18 protein-coding genes are annotated in these 15,652 nt (G+C 33.6%); 15 read left to right on the top strand and 3 right to left on the bottom strand.

Translation table 11 applies throughout. The annotated features are described in order from the left end of the window. Positions 1-28 precede the first annotated feature (28 nt). Together SM124_RS11430 and SM124_RS11425 are read left to right on the top strand one after the other, a co-directional pair. On the top strand, positions 29-1,576 hold the full coding sequence (locus SM124_RS11430; RefSeq protein ID WP_322446652.1) for a glycosyltransferase family 2 protein: 1,548 nt from the start codon (positions 29-31) through the stop codon (positions 1,574-1,576). 259 nt (positions 1,577-1,835) lie between these two features. Next, positions 1,836-2,312 (top strand): hypothetical protein, encoded by a 477-nt coding sequence (locus tag SM124_RS11425; RefSeq protein WP_322446651.1) that lies wholly within the window; start codon positions 1,836-1,838, stop codon positions 2,310-2,312. A 485-nt stretch (positions 2,313-2,797) separates the two neighbouring features. On the opposite strand, the gene SM124_RS11420 is transcribed toward SM124_RS11425, so the two are convergent. After that, positions 2,798-3,367, bottom strand: a complete 570-nt coding sequence (locus SM124_RS11420) for a TetR/AcrR family transcriptional regulator (protein ID WP_322446650.1) — start codon at positions 3,365-3,367, stop codon at positions 2,798-2,800. Between the two features lie 138 nt (positions 3,368-3,505). Between SM124_RS11420 and SM124_RS11415 the strand changes: the two genes are divergently transcribed. Both SM124_RS11415 and SM124_RS11410 read left to right on the top strand, forming a co-directional pair. Further along, entirely contained in the window at positions 3,506-4,411 is a 906-nt protein-coding gene (locus tag SM124_RS11415; protein WP_322446649.1) for an ABC transporter ATP-binding protein, read from the top strand. Beyond that, positions 4,404-5,186 (top strand): ABC transporter permease, encoded by a 783-nt coding sequence (locus SM124_RS11410; RefSeq protein ID WP_322446648.1) that lies wholly within the window; start codon positions 4,404-4,406, stop codon positions 5,184-5,186. The genes SM124_RS11415 and SM124_RS11410 overlap by 8 nt, the downstream gene beginning before the upstream one ends. A gap of 208 nt (positions 5,187-5,394) precedes the next feature. Here SM124_RS11410 and SM124_RS11405 read toward each other — a convergent pair whose 3' ends face one another. Continuing rightward, positions 5,395-7,011: a S41 family peptidase gene (locus tag SM124_RS11405; protein ID WP_322446647.1), complete on the bottom strand. Its 1,617-nt coding sequence runs from the start codon at positions 7,009-7,011 to the stop codon at positions 5,395-5,397. 380 nt (positions 7,012-7,391) lie between these two features. Here SM124_RS11405 and SM124_RS11400 point away from each other — a divergent pair, with 380 nt between their 5' ends. From SM124_RS11400 to SM124_RS11390, 3 genes are all read left to right on the top strand, one after another. Further along, entirely contained in the window at positions 7,392-8,078 is a 687-nt protein-coding gene (locus SM124_RS11400) for a response regulator transcription factor (RefSeq protein ID WP_322446646.1), read from the top strand. Beyond that, complete coding sequence (locus SM124_RS11395; RefSeq protein WP_322446645.1) at positions 8,053-10,134, top strand: HAMP domain-containing sensor histidine kinase; 2,082 nt, start codon at positions 8,053-8,055, stop codon at positions 10,132-10,134. The genes SM124_RS11400 and SM124_RS11395 overlap by 26 nt, the downstream gene beginning before the upstream one ends. Before the next feature lie 800 nt (positions 10,135-10,934). Beyond that, positions 10,935-11,204, top strand: coding sequence for a hypothetical protein (locus tag SM124_RS11390; protein WP_322446644.1), 270 nt, complete (start codon positions 10,935-10,937; stop codon positions 11,202-11,204). Positions 11,205-11,211: 7 nt separating this feature from the next. On the opposite strand, the gene SM124_RS11385 is transcribed toward SM124_RS11390, so the two are convergent. Beyond that, positions 11,212-11,370, bottom strand: a complete 159-nt coding sequence (locus SM124_RS11385) for a hypothetical protein (RefSeq protein WP_322446643.1) — start codon at positions 11,368-11,370, stop codon at positions 11,212-11,214. A 142-nt stretch (positions 11,371-11,512) separates the two neighbouring features. Between SM124_RS11385 and SM124_RS11380 the strand changes: the two genes are divergently transcribed. The 8 genes from SM124_RS11380 to dnaN all read left to right on the top strand — a co-directional run bounded on the left by SM124_RS11380 (position 11,513) and on the right by dnaN (position 15,563). Next, complete coding sequence (locus SM124_RS11380; protein WP_322446642.1) at positions 11,513-12,031, top strand: NUDIX hydrolase; 519 nt, start codon at positions 11,513-11,515, stop codon at positions 12,029-12,031. Positions 12,032-12,359: 328 nt separating this feature from the next. Next, positions 12,360-12,548 carry a hypothetical protein gene (locus SM124_RS11375; RefSeq protein ID WP_322446641.1) on the top strand — a complete coding sequence of 63 codons (189 nt, stop codon included), beginning with the start codon at positions 12,360-12,362 and terminating at the stop codon, positions 12,546-12,548. Between the two features lie 126 nt (positions 12,549-12,674). Beyond that, positions 12,675-12,986: a hypothetical protein gene (locus SM124_RS11370; RefSeq protein WP_322446640.1), complete on the top strand. Its 312-nt coding sequence runs from the start codon at positions 12,675-12,677 to the stop codon at positions 12,984-12,986. Positions 12,987-13,030: 44 nt separating this feature from the next. Further along, the gene (locus SM124_RS11365; protein WP_322446639.1) at positions 13,031-13,336 is read left to right on the top strand and encodes an immunity 53 family protein; all 306 of its coding nucleotides are present in this window, start codon (positions 13,031-13,033) and stop codon (positions 13,334-13,336) included. Between the two features lie 219 nt (positions 13,337-13,555). Then, positions 13,556-13,861 carry a nucleotidyltransferase family protein gene (locus tag SM124_RS11360; RefSeq protein WP_322446638.1) on the top strand — a complete coding sequence of 102 codons (306 nt, stop codon included), beginning with the start codon at positions 13,556-13,558 and terminating at the stop codon, positions 13,859-13,861. Continuing rightward, complete coding sequence (locus tag SM124_RS24080) at positions 13,845-14,135, top strand: HepT-like ribonuclease domain-containing protein (RefSeq protein ID WP_407691401.1); 291 nt, start codon at positions 13,845-13,847, stop codon at positions 14,133-14,135. The genes SM124_RS11360 and SM124_RS24080 overlap by 17 nt, the downstream gene beginning before the upstream one ends. After that, complete coding sequence (locus SM124_RS24075; RefSeq protein ID WP_407691403.1) at positions 14,110-14,175, top strand: hypothetical protein; 66 nt, start codon at positions 14,110-14,112, stop codon at positions 14,173-14,175. Before SM124_RS24080 ends, SM124_RS24075 begins: the two co-directional genes overlap by 26 nt. Before the next feature lie 257 nt (positions 14,176-14,432). Then, entirely contained in the window at positions 14,433-15,563 is a 1,131-nt protein-coding gene (gene dnaN, locus SM124_RS11345) for a DNA polymerase III subunit beta (RefSeq protein ID WP_322446636.1), read from the top strand. Positions 15,564-15,652 lie beyond the last annotated feature (89 nt).

The raw sequence follows: 15,652 nt of genomic DNA, 5'->3' as shown, positions 1-15,652 counted from the left end.
AAAAAAGCAGAAGGTTGGAGAATTTTTTATGGTAAAGGTACCATGGGTTTTAAAAACGATAAAATTTACTAAAAAACGTCCATATGAGTATAACGCAGACGGGTATTATATCGTTGATAACAAGCTAGAACATAAAACGAAAAAAACGAAGGTAACGGTGATTACACCGGTATTTAATGCCGAGAAGTATTTACGGAGAACGATCGATTCTGTCATCAATCAAACGATGGGGTTCGAAAATATTGAGTATCTTTTAGTGGATGATTGTTCGACTGATTCTTCGAGAGATATTTTGTTAGAGTACTCCTCCAAATATGAAAATATATTTGCGGTCTTTTTAGAATGTAATACGGGTACGCCTGGCCAGCCACGTAACCTTGGCGTTCAATTATCGACCTCAAAATACATAACCTTTTTAGATGCAGATGACTGGCTGGAACCAAATGGATTAGAGGTCTTGCATGATATTTTAGAGAAAACGGGCGATGATTATGTGGTTGGAAAGACGATCCAGCTTAAAAACGATGGTTCAAAAATTGTAGGAGAGCACGAGTCGTGTAAAGAACGGAGAAATGTTTCTCCGTACTCGATTCCTCATATCTTTCAACATTTAGGGCCACGGGCTAGGATGGTACGGGCAAGTGTGATTAAAGAGAATCGTATTGTGTTCCCTGAGATGAAGTTTGCTGAGGATAAACAGTTTTTCATGGATGTATTGATTCACTGTAATACGATTTCTACCACTAAAGCACCTATTTATTACTTAAACAGGCTAGATGATAATGATGCTTCTTTAACGAAACAAACGAATATTATGCAAAAAACGGATAGTAATATTAAGGTGATTCATTATATTCTCCAAAAAAATTTAGAGCCCGAAAAAGAAAAAATGATCATGAATCGGTTGTATGAATTTGATTCGATTACTCGATTATTTAATACGGGCCATTTTCAGAAAACAAAGCTCAAACAGCTTTATTACAATAAATTTAACGAAATTCTGAAAACAACGAATGGATTACGCTATGACATCACTGAAAATTTTCATAATCCATTAAATAAAGTCGCTTTCGAGCTCTTTAAGGAAGGCAAGACAAAGCAGCTGGAGAAGCTTTTTGAGTGGGAGAAGAAAGAAAAGGTTAAGAACGTATTAATTAAGGACAACCTCCCATACTATGTAGCGCCTTTTCTAGATGAAAAACATCAAAATATTCGAGTGCCGATGCTTGCGATATTTAAAGAGGACCAGTTTTATGATAACAAGTATATCCTTGATTTCACGGTGTATGGGGATTATGTGGATCGGATTACAGACGTGATCATTAGAGACCGAGAAGATGTGAATTTGGAATATTCGTTTCCTGTTGAAGTAGACAGGGGAGGAGAGGGAAGGCTTGTGGTTGATATGGAACTGTTAAAACAACTTCCATCATCCAGCTACTCGATGTTCCTACGTTATGATGATTATAATAAGATCAATATTCGGAAAATGAATGAAAATCAGATACGATATGAAAACAGGGATTTTACTTTTTATACGACAATTCATTCGAATGTAGGGCTGAAAGTACAATAGTTCGAAAAGAGACTAACAGATTCAGTTTTGAAATGAAGAGCACACTCATGAATAGACCAAAAGCATATGCTTTGGTCTATTCTTTTTCCTTATGGATGAAGGAATCGAATGATGAATAGGCTAACAACCAGCTTAGCTTAAAGTGTACCTTCACCTACTCGCGTATTAGGAAACATTTAATTGAGGCAGTACAGTGTGGGAAGGGTTCACCGGTCTACTTATCGAATATAAAGATATGTAATGGTAAGGGGGGCAGAAAGTGGATACGAAGATTTTATACTATAATATATATGAAGGTGATGTAAAACCAATTGATTATGTGAATTGGGCCATTCAAATGTTGATTAATGGTTTTTCTAGTCCGTCTTTAAATATCCTATCTTCGTTAAGTGAACCCCTTAATATGTTCGAAGTTGAGGATTATTTTAATAGAGCTTCAATTGAACTGAATTTAAAGAAACCTTCACAAGAAGAGTGTGTAAGATTCTATATAAGGGATTTATTATTGAAAATTATACATGAAGAAAATCACGCTATTGGACTTGCCTATCGTATGTATGAGGTTGTTAGAGAGCATTTTATTAACGAAGAATATTCAGTATGGTATGAAATTAGTGAGAAGATTGATGACTTTCGTTATGGTGATAACATCCATCATATCACCGAGAAAACATTAATAACACATATCGTAGAAGAAGCTAAAAAGCAATTAAAAGGTGATTTTTTCTTCAACTAACTGGTACCTTCAAAAAGAAGTTTGTTCGTCCTTTATTGTACAAACATGGGAGTAGAGTTGCAGAGGACACAAGTTTTTAAAAAGAGGCTTTTGATGTGAAGCTTATTATAGCATCAATACTTACTTTATTACTTCTAGCATTTGTTATTATCTTAAACTATAACTCTTTTGAGCACGCCAAGAAAGCCTGTGTTGATCACAATAAAACCCCAATTTTTTATAAATTTGAAAAAAATCGATTCTTTTGAGAAGAATCGATTGAGACAGCCATATAAAGTTTTAATGATGTCCTTCCTGAGCTTTTGATTTAGTAGGAGCTCTATTTGAACCCTTACTACTCGCATGTACTTGGACAAAGTATAAGCCTTCTTGTTCTAAGTTCTTAAAATAAAAACACTTTGTTATTAATAACGAAGTGTTTTGTATAGTTTTAATAGAAAGTACGAATAAATTTATTGCTTCTATCTCAGAGAGGTAAAGAATTTTTACTCATATCTCAGTAACTTCTTCATAACTCCCTCACTTGAAATCTCGGATAATAATTCCATCAATTTTTCAATAGATGGAGCTTCTTCTTGACCAAACCAGTAGCTTAATATACCAATCATAGCCGATAAAGCATATTCCATTGTGTAGTCCAGCTCGAAACCATCGTTTGCTCCGTGTGAAAGGAGGGCTTGTTTCATCATCGGCTTCATACTAGCTTTCATTTTGTGCTGAAATGCTGGGTCTCCGTGTTCTCCTAGAAGGACTACTAGATATTTGCTATGTTGAGAATACAGGTTAAAAATGGCTTCAAAAGGAAAAGTTTCATTAGGTGAGGATAGTTGTTGCAGAGGTAACTCCTGTAGCTTAGCTATTAAATTGTTTTCCATTTGATCCAAGACATCATAAACATCTGAAAAATATTCATAAAAAGTAGATCGATTATAACCCGCTCTCGCAGAAATTTCCTTTATGGTGATTTTCTCAATTCGTTTAGTGCAATATAGCTCCCAAAAAGCATCTATTAAATTTTGCTTTGTTTGAGCTGTGATGGTTGGATTCTTCTTCATCGTTCTTCCTCCTCTGGTTTCTTAAAATCCAACAATTGAGACGTAAATGTTGGTTGATGGGGAGTTTTATAACTATTACACTTAAATCATACGACATGTTGTCGGATAAATAAAGTGGAAATGGTGTGGTGATTTAAATTGACAGCAATAAGCATCCAACATCTTACAAAGGATTACGGAAACCATAGGGGAATATTTGATATCTCATTCGAAATTAAAGAAGGACAGGTATTTGGCTTCCTTGGTCCAAATGGCGCTGGAAAGACGACTACGATGCGACATTTATTAGGGTTCATTAAACCACAAAGTGGAAGCTCGACTATATTAAATTTAGATTGCTGGAGTCAGTCTAAAGAAATTCAAAAACATCTTGGCTATTTACCTGCTGAGATTGCTTTTCCAGAGAATATGACGGGTACACAGCTCATTCAGCATGCTGCTCATATGCGTGGTATTCGCGATATGAAAAGGGCTCAAGAGTTGCTAGATATGTTTGATTTGGATCCATCAACACAAATCAAACGAATGTCCAAGGGGATGAAGCAAAAGGTTGGGATTGTTTGTGCGTTTATGCATGACCCTCAAGTACTCATTCTTGACGAACCAACAACAGGGCTAGATCCACTTATGCAATCAGTATTCGTTCAACTAATTCAACAGGAAAAACAAAAGGGGAAAAGTATCCTTATGTCATCTCATCTATTTGAGGAAATTGAAGGGACTTGCGATACGATTGCCATCATAAAACAAGGTCGAATCATTTCAGTTTTGGATTCACAGGACTTTAAGCAATATGATAAAACCACATTTAAACTTTCATTTCGAAATGTTCAAGACTTTGAATCTATTCAAAAGGAAGATTTCTCCATTCTTGAGGTCCATGAAGATCAATTGCAGGTCATTGTAGAAATAGAGGATATGAAAATGAACGAACTGATAAGTGCTCTTTCTAAAAGAGATGTATCTTCCATTCGTGAAATAAAAAATTCGCTTGAAGCCTATTTTATGGACTTTTATAAAGAAGGGAAGTACGACCATGCTTAATACATCCTTATTTACTCATTTGGTGAAATCAAATCTAAAAATATTCTCTATAGTTAGTGGATCTCTTTCCTTGCTAATTGGGATTATTATGAGTGTATTCACTCCAGAAACGATGGATGAAATTGCACGAGCTAGTGTTGATACACCTATAAATCCTTTAGGTGATATCACAACCTTAATCTCTTTTGTAGCGAATCAATTTTTTGGGAACTTCACTCTCATCTTTGCCATCATATATTGTGTCATTATTGGTAACAAACTGATTGCAAATCAAGTAGATAAAGGTAGTATGGCCTATTACCTTTCTACTCCTATTACAAGAACCCAATATACTGTTACAAGTATCATCTATTTTGTATCTTCACTTGTTGTCATGTTTGGATTGATATTTTGTGTAGGTTTCGGAGTCGCTGAAACCATTCAGCCTGGTGAGTTACCAGTAGATAAGTTCTTCATCCTAACGTTAGGATCGTTCTTCCTGAGCTTAGCATTCAGCGGGATTACATTTTTAGCATCATGTTTATTTAACCGTTCAAGCCGTTCCCTTGCTCTCGGTGCAGGTTTATCCGTGTTTTTCTTTGCAACAAATATGCTTTCTGGAATGAATGAAAATTTAGAAGCCTTGAAAAACTTTACACTCATCACTCTATATGATTCTGATGCAATGATTCAAGGTGGAAACTATGGTCTTGAATTAACCGTTCTTGTTGGGTTATCCATTGTCCTCTATCTTTTTGGTATTTTCATCTTTAAAAGAAAAGATTTACCGTTGTAAATATCAATAATCAAATTAGTAACATTAAAGTATGGACAACTTAAGATGATCTAAGTGTTATTAATAGGACTAGGTTTACAGGTTAAATGATTGATTCGTCAAAACTAAAAATAAATAGAGATAACTAAGGGACCCAGATTTTGTTTATATAGGGTCCCTTCAAACTTGTACATATATCCTCTACTTTTTTGAATTTAAAGATAACTGTCTATTTACTATATTTTTTTAAATTATAGACAGGATATTGTTTACCAGAATTTAAGCTTTTAGATTGCAGAATATATTTGCCACTTGAGTTCAATTTGTACAGTGGGGTATTTGATAGGATGGTCACTCTTCCAATCTGGCCTTTTTTTAGATAGGTTTTTCCCCAAGCCACCTTGTTTTCTTTTTTTAATTTTACTAACATTTTCTTAGAAGGTGTTTCATATTTAATAGAATTAGATTCTGATACATATAAACCATCTCCTAATTCGTACATTTTCACCTTAATACTTGATAGTTTTGATGGAGAGGCTACTACCCATCCGGATTTGGTAAGTATCTCGACTTTCTTTTGAGCCATCAGAGATTGAATCGTTTCTTTTAAGTCATTTGTTAATAAAGGATAATTTGAAAGTGTGATCTTCTTACCTGGAGCTATATTCACTTTTATATCATTTAATGTTGCTTTCCCTGTTTTATTTTGTTGATATAATCGGGCAAATGATAACCACTGATCAGAAGCAGACTTAATAGTAGGGAAAAGGTTATTAAGTTCTATATCAGGTGTAATTCCAACGTTGTTATAACTCTCATTATTCATTGATTTAACTTCAGCTACTGTATACTTTAATAAACTATTGTCTGATAAATTATCAGAAGCCTGTATAACACCCTTACCAAATGTTTTTGAACCCATAATGGTTGCGGCTTGGTTTGTTTTTAACGCATAGGTAAGAATTTCCGATGCACTGGCAGTGTATTCATCGGTTAAAATAATAGACTTGTTTAAAGGCAAATTAGTTTTCTCGAGTAATATAGGTTCCTCTCCATTCCCATATACAAACTTTAAAACTGGATCTTCTTTATAACGAATGAAGTGATCCATCATCTGTAGGGCAGGAAGGACTAAGCCACCACCATTGGAACGCAGATCTATGATCCATTTCGTTGCCTTATTTTTATTTAATTTATTTAGATGTGTGAGAAATTCATCATAAGTCTCTTCACCAAAAGATGTGATTTTGATATAACCAACATTTCCATCTAAAAGCTTGCTTTCAACTAAAGGAATATGTATCGTTTCTCTTTTTCCAGAAAAAACTAGTTCCTTCTTTCCTCTTTTAACAGTGACAGTGATTACTGTATTTTCTTTCCCTAAGAAATACGATTGAATTACTTCTATCGGTTGATCTGTTAGAACATGGTTATCCACCTTAGTAACGATATCCCCATTTTGTAACCCCATTTTATCTGCAGGTCCATTTTTGAATACATTAGTAATAAGTACCGCTTCGTCAGATATATCTAATGCTACTCCGATTCCTGAATAGTTTTGATTCAACATTTCTAAAAAATGATCGAACTCTTCGCTACTCATATAGTCCGTATAGGGGTCGTTTAATTTGCTCAAAAGTTCTTCTATTGTTTTAGCATTTAGCACATCTTCAGGTACTTGTTTATAGTAACTTTCTTTTAATATTTGCTTTATTTCCTCAAGTGCAGAAAAAGTACTATTATTTTCAACGATTGATTCCTGTGGTTGATCATGATTAGTAGCATTAGTAATTACAGGAAATATACTCCATATAACCAACGTGAGGACGATTAAAATATGCTTCATTATTATTCTCCTATTCCTTCAGTATAATCTAGTTATATTTTAATATTTTAATATTGTAAACCTTTATTTGTAACTAGTGGAATATAGTTCTAATGATTTCACACTACTAAATTAACAATGAATACCAAATGTTAGATAAAAAACTCAAATATAATAAGGGGGGCGATTGTTCAATAAGAACAATCGCCTTTTTATAAAGTTTATCTAATTATACATATTCCAGTTCCCTGTGTTTGAAAATGAGTAGGGCTAACAACACTAAGAAAATCTTAAGAATTACATAAAGTGTTTGCTAAGATATATTTGCTATCATTTTGTTAGAGGGAATACTATAGGGATGGTGTTTATATATTGAGATTTGTATTTAGGAGTGAACTTCCATGAACATATTGGTTTGTGATGATGATAAAGCCATTGTAGACGCGATAGGGATATATTTAGGAAACGAAGGATACAAAATAGTTAAAGCTTTTAATGGGGAAGAAGCTATTGAAGTAATTAGAGATCAAGAGATTCATCTTATTATCATGGACATTATGATGCCTAAGATGGATGGAATTAAAGCTACCATGAAGATTAGGGAAGAACATACAATCCCATTAATTATGCTTTCTGCCAAATCGGAGGATTCAGATAAAATTATAGGGTTAAATTTAGGGGCAGATGATTATATCACCAAACCATTCAATCCTCTAGAGCTGATTGCAAGGGTCAAATCACAGTTGAGGCGTTATACCACCTTTGGGGCTCTTGAAACAAGAAGTCATGTATATCAAACAGGGGGGCTCATGATCGATGACGAAAGAAAATTAGTCACCATCGATGGAAATGAAGTCCATTTGACACCAGTACAATATAAAATCTTAAAGCTTCTGACAGCAAACATTGGGAGAGTCTTCTCCATTGAAGAAATCTATGAAAAGGTATGGAATGAAAAATCCTTCAGTCCGGAAAATACGGTAACCGTTCATATTAGAAAAATTAGAGAAAAAATTGAAATCAATCCGAAAGAGCCAAAATATTTGAAGGTGGTGTGGGGAGTTGGATATAAAGTTGAAAAAATATAGTCATTCTGTCATTACAAAAACAATCGCTTTCATCATTGCCATTGTCTGTTTTACGGGGGTCATTCGTGCCATTGTTGAGGTAGAATTCGTAAATAATGGGCAATTCGACATTGTGATAGAAGATGAATACTTTGAGGGTAGGGCATTTGCCCAAGAAAATGGGAATCTGATAGGTGATCTCACGAGACTACTAGGGGAATATAAAAATGAGGAACATATATTAAGCGGTAAAACTATCAGCCAGGATGAATGGAGAAGTGTGGAAGAGAACTTATACTCAGAATTTCAATACTACTCTAGAAGTTATAATCCTCAATTAAATGAAGAAAACAATTTCAAAAAGTTTAAAGAAGAGTACGGGGACAAACTCTCTCAGGCAAAGGATCAACTGATTAGGGAGGATTTAAGAGAATTTCATTTGCTTTTGCAGAGTATTGAGGATTCTGATCTAATTTATTTTGCGAGCGATGGTACAAATGAGTTTAAGAACAGTACATGGACCGAAAAAGAACAGTTTAAAAACTATCCTTCCTATATGCTGTTTGAGGAATATAAACGAGAATTATATCCAAAAGCAACGGAAGAAAATGAACATTTGAATATGATAACGAATCCACTAAATGAACTAAATCTAGAAAACACCGTTATTTACGTTGCTTTTCCTGAAGAATTTTTAACTCTTAGACTAGAAGAATGGCAAGCAAAAAAAGTCATTGTTGTAAAAAACGTAAACCAATTATTTGGATTCTTGACAGGATTTATTCTTTCATTCTCTTACCTTGTGCTCATAGTAGGCAGAAAGTCATTTAAGGATCAAGAGCTGCATTTTCATTCGGCAAATAAATTATACAATGACATCAATATCATATTATGCATTATGCTAATGATAATTTGGCTGGCATTAGTGGAGGATGTGTTTGAGAATATAGAAAACATGATCATACCTGTCACGATTCCTGTGGCCGCTCTGGGACTCTTTCTGATTCTGTTACTCGTAAAACATTTCAAAAATAGAACATTTTTTAAACATACATTGATTTTTACATTGATTCACAAACTAGTAAAATTTATAGGGGATGTATATCATAGCGGTAGTGTCGGTGTAAAGACAGTACTACTTGTCATTGGCTATCCGATAGTAATTGCTTTAACATTCTTTATGTTTCCGGTCACGATTGGCTTGGCAGCCTGGTTTGCCTTAAAGAAAATCAAGACCTTTCACTCTATACAGAGCGGGGTAGAGAGAATTAAGGAAGGGAATCTTCATCACCGTATTGAAGTAGGAGGAAAAGGAGAATTTAGCAAGCTTGCTTCCAACATTAATAGTATCACGGACGGATTGAAAAAAGCGGTGGATAACGAACTAAAAAGTGAGCGGCTAAAAACGGAGCTCATTACTAATGTATCGCATGATATTCGGAATCCCTTAACTTCCATTATTAATTATGTTGATTTATTGAAAGATGAAAAGGACCCATCAAAGGTAGAAGAATACATTGACGTTCTGGATCAAAAGTCAAAGAGGCTAAAAACATTAGCAGAGGATTTATTTGAAGCGACAAAGGCGTCTAGCGGAAATATTCCAGTCAATCTTGAAAAAATAGATGTTTTGTCTTTATTAACCCAAGGACTAGGAGAAGTAAATGACAAAATTGAACTACTAGATTTAGATATTAAGTTGAGTTATCCACCGGAGAAAGTATATATTACAGCAGATGGGAAATTATTGTGGAGATCCATAGAAAATTTATTATCAAATATATTTAATTATGCTCTCAATGGTTCAAGGGTATATATATCTATTGAGGAATGGGGCAGTGAAATCCTCATTACCTTCAAAAACATCTCTGCTACTGAGTTAAATATTTCAGCAGACGAATTAATGGAGCGTTTTAAGAGAGGTGACGAGTCCAGAACCAGCCAAGGTAGCGGGTTAGGACTGTCCATTGCGAAAAGCTTAATTGAAATACAAAAAGGGAAATTCAACATACAAATAGACGGAGATTTATTTAAGGCTATCATCTATCTCCCGAAATATCATCTTGGTAAAGAATGAATCTAAAAGGGTGCATTTTTAAAGTTTGCTAAAATGGGAAAAGTAGCTGGTGTGGTTCTATGATTCAGCTTAATTTGTTTTAATAGAATTTTAGTCCATTGCAATATTTAAGTTTTGAGAAGCAATCATAATAAAGCTTCTCTTTTTTTTTGTACAGAATGGAAATCAACCTCACCTTAAAACTAGAAAGTACAGGTGAAATATTTTATGAAAGAATACAGTGACATTTTTATTTGATGAATTTAAAATCATAAATGTTTTTGGCTTTCCGATTTTATACCCAGTGTTTGCCTGTATTGATGCTGCTTCTATCACTTATTTTGATCATTTTGATACTAAAGATGATAAATAATAAAGAAATTACATCATAGAATTATACAATGAAAGTAAAAGAACGAAGCAGGTTCATTTAATTAGAATACTAGCCTAAATTTTAGAATTCAGAGGGATTTGAACAAAAAATATCATATGGAAAATCACATAGGAATAGTAATTTACTATAAATGAGGTGATTTTATATTAGAGAAACTTAGAAGAATGAGTATGAAAACTGCTGTATTTATGGGGATAATTTTTTATTCTTTGACAATCTTGATCCATATTATAATTATTAGAGGTATGATTCCTTACACATGGGTTAATGGCGGACGCTCAGAATCCTTTGCTACGCAGCTACCCATATCTATTTTCGGTATCAGTATGGCTATTATTGGCATGGTGTTTACGCTGATAGTTGGCAGAAATTCACTATACAAATTCAAAAAATTATTTAATCTAGATATTTGAAGAGAGTTGATCGTTTGGAATTATGGACCATGTTTGGTTTCTATTTTTTAGTAATGGGTTCATTGGTGTTAATTGGAAGTGGATTAATCACTTTTTTGTTTCCTCACTTAAAATCCGTCATTGTCATTCTAATTAGTATGTTATCTGGGTTCATTGTTTCTGCCGCTTTTGAATTACCTTTAATTATAATCATTTCTGTAATTTTAAATGCTTTACTATCTCTTTTGGCTGTAGGTACAGTAAAAGGGGTTGTTCAAGCAAAACAAAAGCATCCTAAAAATTAATGAAAAATTATAAATGCCCCTTACTTACCAGGGTATTAAGGTGTTCTGTTTTACTTGATAGTAATAGATTAATAAGTGCTTTTGAAGCCGATGATAACCATTTATTCTTATGATAGACCACTTGTGCAAAAAGCTTAGGCTGGTTATTCGAGTGTATCATTTTCATTTTATTATCCTTCAACAATTGGCTAACACTTATACAGGGCATTAAGCTAATGGTTAAATATTTTTTGTAAAATTCATTTTTATAAATTTATTGTATAATAAACTAAGAATCTTATTACATAAATATACATAAGGAGTTTAAAATGGAAAAGTGGGATTTATATGATAAGCATCGTAATAAAGTACAGAAACAAATAACTCGTGGAGATGAAATGACATCAGACGAGTTTCATTTAGTAGTACACGTATGTATATTTAATTCAAAAGGAGAGATGCTCATTCAGCAGCGTCAGCCTTTTAAGCAAGGATGGGCGAACCTTTGGGATATCACTTGTGGTGGTAGTGCTGTTGCAGGCGATACAAGTCAGCAGGCTGCTTCAAGAGAGTTATTCGAGGAGTTGGGAATTCATTATAACTTTGAAAAGATACGTCCACAATTTACTATTAACTTTGAACGTGGCTTTGATGATTATTATTTAATTGAATATGACTTCGATTTGAATGAGTTGGCTTTACAGACTGAAGAGGTACAAGCAGCCAAATGGGCTTCTAAAGAGGAAATTTTAGAGCTAATCAAACTAAAAAAATTTATACCTTATTATGAGAGTATCATTGCGTTTCTTTTTGAGGGTCGACATCATTATGGCTCTATTCGTTCTTAAATGAAACGTGCAAGGACTTAAATTTATCCATTCAATAAGACGTTCCCAAATTAACCACTAAAAAGCCACGAACACTGTCAAATCGGTGTTTCGTGGCTTTTCCTATGGACATTACTTATAGTCTTTTTATAACTCAGTTAAGGAACTTAAGTTTAAAAAGGCGTTAAGATTGTGAAGTATTGCACTTAAAGTAACGGGTGCAAGGGTTAAATCAATTTGGATCGTCAGCTCTTTACTCCTATTCTACTAACGGTCTAGTTTTGTTTAATAGCGATTATGGTATAATCTGTATTAACATATACTGGATAATAGAGAGTGAGGTGAGCTAATGAATTCTTTTCTAATCTTTCTTATTCTTATTTTAACAGTTGTCATTGACTACTATTGGCTTGATACAGACCTAAAAAGATGGGGATGGATGAAAAAATGGTCTAACAGAAATAAAGTCTTATTTTTCACTGGATTTATTGCAGTTTCAGGTTTGATTTATTTGGGTTTGAGTATTAAATACTTTTAAGGATTATTTAAGTACGGGGGCGAAACTTCAAAAGATGGGTGGGAGCTCCTATTTCTTAACCTAGTCTAAATAGTAAACATATTCTATACAGACAATTCCTGTAAGTTAATAAAAGGGAGATTATATATGATTGGTTGGCTTAATCTTGGAAGTCTCTTGCTTGGACTAGTTGCTTGGATTCTTCCAGCTATTAGTATAACGAGGTATGAAAAGCGTTCAAGGAATTGGATTACTCTTTCTATTGTAAGCCTAAGTTCTTGTTCTATAGCGTTATTTTTTCAGATTGGTAGTTTTTATGAAAGAATAAAGGCGGAGGATTGGGGTGCTCTTATGGATACAATGAGTGTTATCGCATCAGTTCCAGCCATCCTTCTCATCGGTACATTAATATTAAATGCCATTACACTTTATATGTATCGAAACCAAGTAGAATTGTAAGAAAAATGACTTCATGGAACGGATGATATTACACGGAGGATGTAATGGAGACATTAAAATGGCTTCAACAATGGTATTTTGAGCAATGTAATGGTGATTGGGAACACGGATTTGGAGTTCGAATTGAAACCATAGATAATCCGGGATGGAGTATTATGATTAGTGTAGAAGATACTGATGTAAGGAATAAACCCTTTGAAAGTATAGACATTGAACGGACTGAAACCGACTGGCTTTATTGTAAAACTGACTTTGGACAAGAACTAGATAGTTTTCACTTTGTTGGTTATGGTGGTCCAGAAAATTTAGAGGAAATCTTAAATGTTTTTAAAGTATGGGTTGAAAGATAATAATAAATTTTATTGAAGTAACGGGTGTGATTTTTCAAGAGGGAGATCGCGCCTTTTATTATTGAGCTAACGGTGTAGGTTAGATAACATTAACGGGTGAGTTTCTGGTACAACAATCGCTCAGTGTAAAAAGGAAATGTTGAATTAGATATGAATATACTAAAAAAATGTGTGCTATAATGAAAAATATTTGAAAACCTCGAAATGGCGGTGATTAATATGTTATCGCAACATGAAATACTTGAGTATCTTTCGAAAAATTTGCAAATGTGGAAGAGTAAATATGGGGTAAAGCGTATTGCATTATTTGGCTCATATACTCGTGAAGAGCAAACACAATCAAGTGATATTGATTTATTAATCGAATTTGAGGAAGATGCCATGACGTTTGATAACTATATGGATTTAAAATTCACCCTTGAAGATATCTTCCAAAAACGAGTAGATTTGGTTATTCTCGATGATATAAAACCAGCACTTAAACCAATTATTTTAAGGAGTGCTAAATATGCAGAGGGAGCCTAAAGTCTTTTTAGAAGATATTTATACTGCTGCAGTAAAAATTGAAACATTTACAGCTGGACTTTCATTTGATGATTTTATAGACAACGATTTGGTTTCTGATGCAGTAATCAAAAACATATTAGTCATTGGAGAAGCAACAAAAAACATTCCTGAACAAATAAGAAAAGATAACCCTCAAATTGAATGGAGAAAAAATGGCTGGTATGAGAGATATGATGATTCATGGATATTTCTCAATAAATTATCGTATTGTTTGGGATGTTGTTCAAAATAAAATTCATATATTAAGACAACAGATTAAAAAGATTCTTTAAGTCAAATACATGAAGAATCATTTTTTGTTTCTTAATTTAGAGCCGTCAATTTGGCGGCTCTTTATTGTATAGATTGGACCTTGATTATAAAAAGCCATTAAACTTATTGTGAAGTTTTACACTTCAATTAACGGGTGCGTAAGTTGAAAATGACTTGTCCGATAACTTGTCAACCCGTTAATCTTAGTCGATAGATGAAAGGGTTTTTAAAATATTTGTCGAATGGTTATGCATAACAATAACATGGAGTGGACTTAATGGAATTTATTATTAATAGTGATTGTTTTAATAAAGCAATATCGGATGTGAATAAAGCTGTATCTTTAAAAACACCTTTTCCTATTTTGTCAGGTATTAAATTGACTGCACATCCAGATTGCCTAGTTCTAATAGGAAGTAACTCGGATATTATTATTGAAAAAGTGATTCCTCTGACAATAGATGGAGGAAAGGTATTAGAAGTGATTGAAACTGGTAGTGTCGTATTATCTGCAAAATATTTAAGTGAAATTGTTAAGAAATTACCCAATCAAATTCATTTAAAAGTTAGTGACAAACAAGTAGTTACCTTGCGAACCGATGAAATTATGACGAGCCTTAACGGTTTTAATTCTGAAGAATACCCAAGTCTTCGGCAGATTGATGAAACTAATAAAATAGTGATTTCTAGTAACGAATTAATAGATATGATTAAACAGACTGCTTTTGCGGTATCAAAGAGTGAAACCAGACCGGTCTTGACCGGAGTAAATCTGTCATTTAATGAAAACCACCTTACTTGTGTTGCAACCAATTCCCATCGTTTAGCATTAAGAGAACTTGCAATAGATTCAGATGTAAGTGGTTCATTTATTGTTCCAAGTACAAGCCTTAATGAGCTTCTTAAGTTAATTCAAAATGAATCAGGATTAATCCATCTATTTGTAACCGAAAGCTATATGGTATTTAAATCAAATACTACTTCTCTCTTTTCACGATTAATCGAGGGGAATTATCCCAATGTTTCAGGATTAATACCCAAAGATTCAAAGACCATCATTACGCTTGAAACAAAGAAGCTATTAATGGGTATCGATCGAGCTTGTCTTTTTGCAAGTGAATGGAAGAATAACAACGTAAACTTAGAAATAGTAGATGGTAATAAAATTAAAATTTCCTCCCACTCTTCCGAAGTTGGTAGAATAGAAGAAATACAAAATGTAAAAGCAATTGATGGTGAAAAAGAATTAAGTATCTCTCTTGATGGGAATTTTTTAATGGATGCATTAAAAGCAGTAAAAGAGGAAGAGATAAAATTAAGTTTTGGTGGTTCCATGCGCCCTGTCTTACTCCAACCTGTTGGTAACTCTTCCTATCTTCATCTTATTTCTCCTGTTCGTTCATATTAAATACAAGGCTTTTATTTTGATAACGGGTGCAAGAGTTGCTGAACTAGTTTAGATCAGCAGCTCTTTTTTTATTACTTATTAAGAGAATG

It is taken from the genome of Robertmurraya mangrovi, from assembly GCF_034427655.1.
Classification (GTDB): Bacteria; Bacillota; Bacilli; order Bacillales; family Cytobacillaceae; genus Robertmurraya_A; species Robertmurraya_A mangrovi.
The sequence above is the reverse complement of the archived record's forward strand: the minus strand, read 5'-3'. Positions and strand labels throughout refer to the sequence as shown.

Coding starts and splice junctions, on each gene's coding strand:
- SM124_RS11430 (WP_322446652.1), top strand. CDS start 29: ATGGTAAAGGTACCATGGGTTTTAAAAACGATAAAATTTACTAAAAAA.
- SM124_RS11420 (WP_322446650.1), bottom strand. CDS start 3,367: ATGAAGAAGAATCCAACCATCACAGCTCAAACAAAGCAAAATTTAATA.
- SM124_RS11410 (WP_322446648.1), top strand. CDS start 4,404: ATGCTTAATACATCCTTATTTACTCATTTGGTGAAATCAAATCTAAAA.
- SM124_RS11405 (WP_322446647.1), bottom strand. CDS start 7,011: ATGAAGCATATTTTAATCGTCCTCACGTTGGTTATATGGAGTATATTT.
- SM124_RS11400 (WP_322446646.1), top strand. CDS start 7,392: ATGAACATATTGGTTTGTGATGATGATAAAGCCATTGTAGACGCGATA.
- SM124_RS11385 (WP_322446643.1), bottom strand. CDS start 11,370: ATGAAAATGATACACTCGAATAACCAGCCTAAGCTTTTTGCACAAGTG.
- SM124_RS11380 (WP_322446642.1), top strand. CDS start 11,513: ATGGAAAAGTGGGATTTATATGATAAGCATCGTAATAAAGTACAGAAA.
- SM124_RS11375 (WP_322446641.1), top strand. CDS start 12,360: ATGAATTCTTTTCTAATCTTTCTTATTCTTATTTTAACAGTTGTCATT.
- SM124_RS11370 (WP_322446640.1), top strand. CDS start 12,675: ATGATTGGTTGGCTTAATCTTGGAAGTCTCTTGCTTGGACTAGTTGCT.
- SM124_RS11365 (WP_322446639.1), top strand. CDS start 13,031: ATGGAGACATTAAAATGGCTTCAACAATGGTATTTTGAGCAATGTAAT.
- SM124_RS11360 (WP_322446638.1), top strand. CDS start 13,556: ATGTTATCGCAACATGAAATACTTGAGTATCTTTCGAAAAATTTGCAA.
- SM124_RS24080 (WP_407691401.1), top strand. CDS start 13,845: ATGCAGAGGGAGCCTAAAGTCTTTTTAGAAGATATTTATACTGCTGCA.
- dnaN (WP_322446636.1), top strand. CDS start 14,433: ATGGAATTTATTATTAATAGTGATTGTTTTAATAAAGCAATATCGGAT.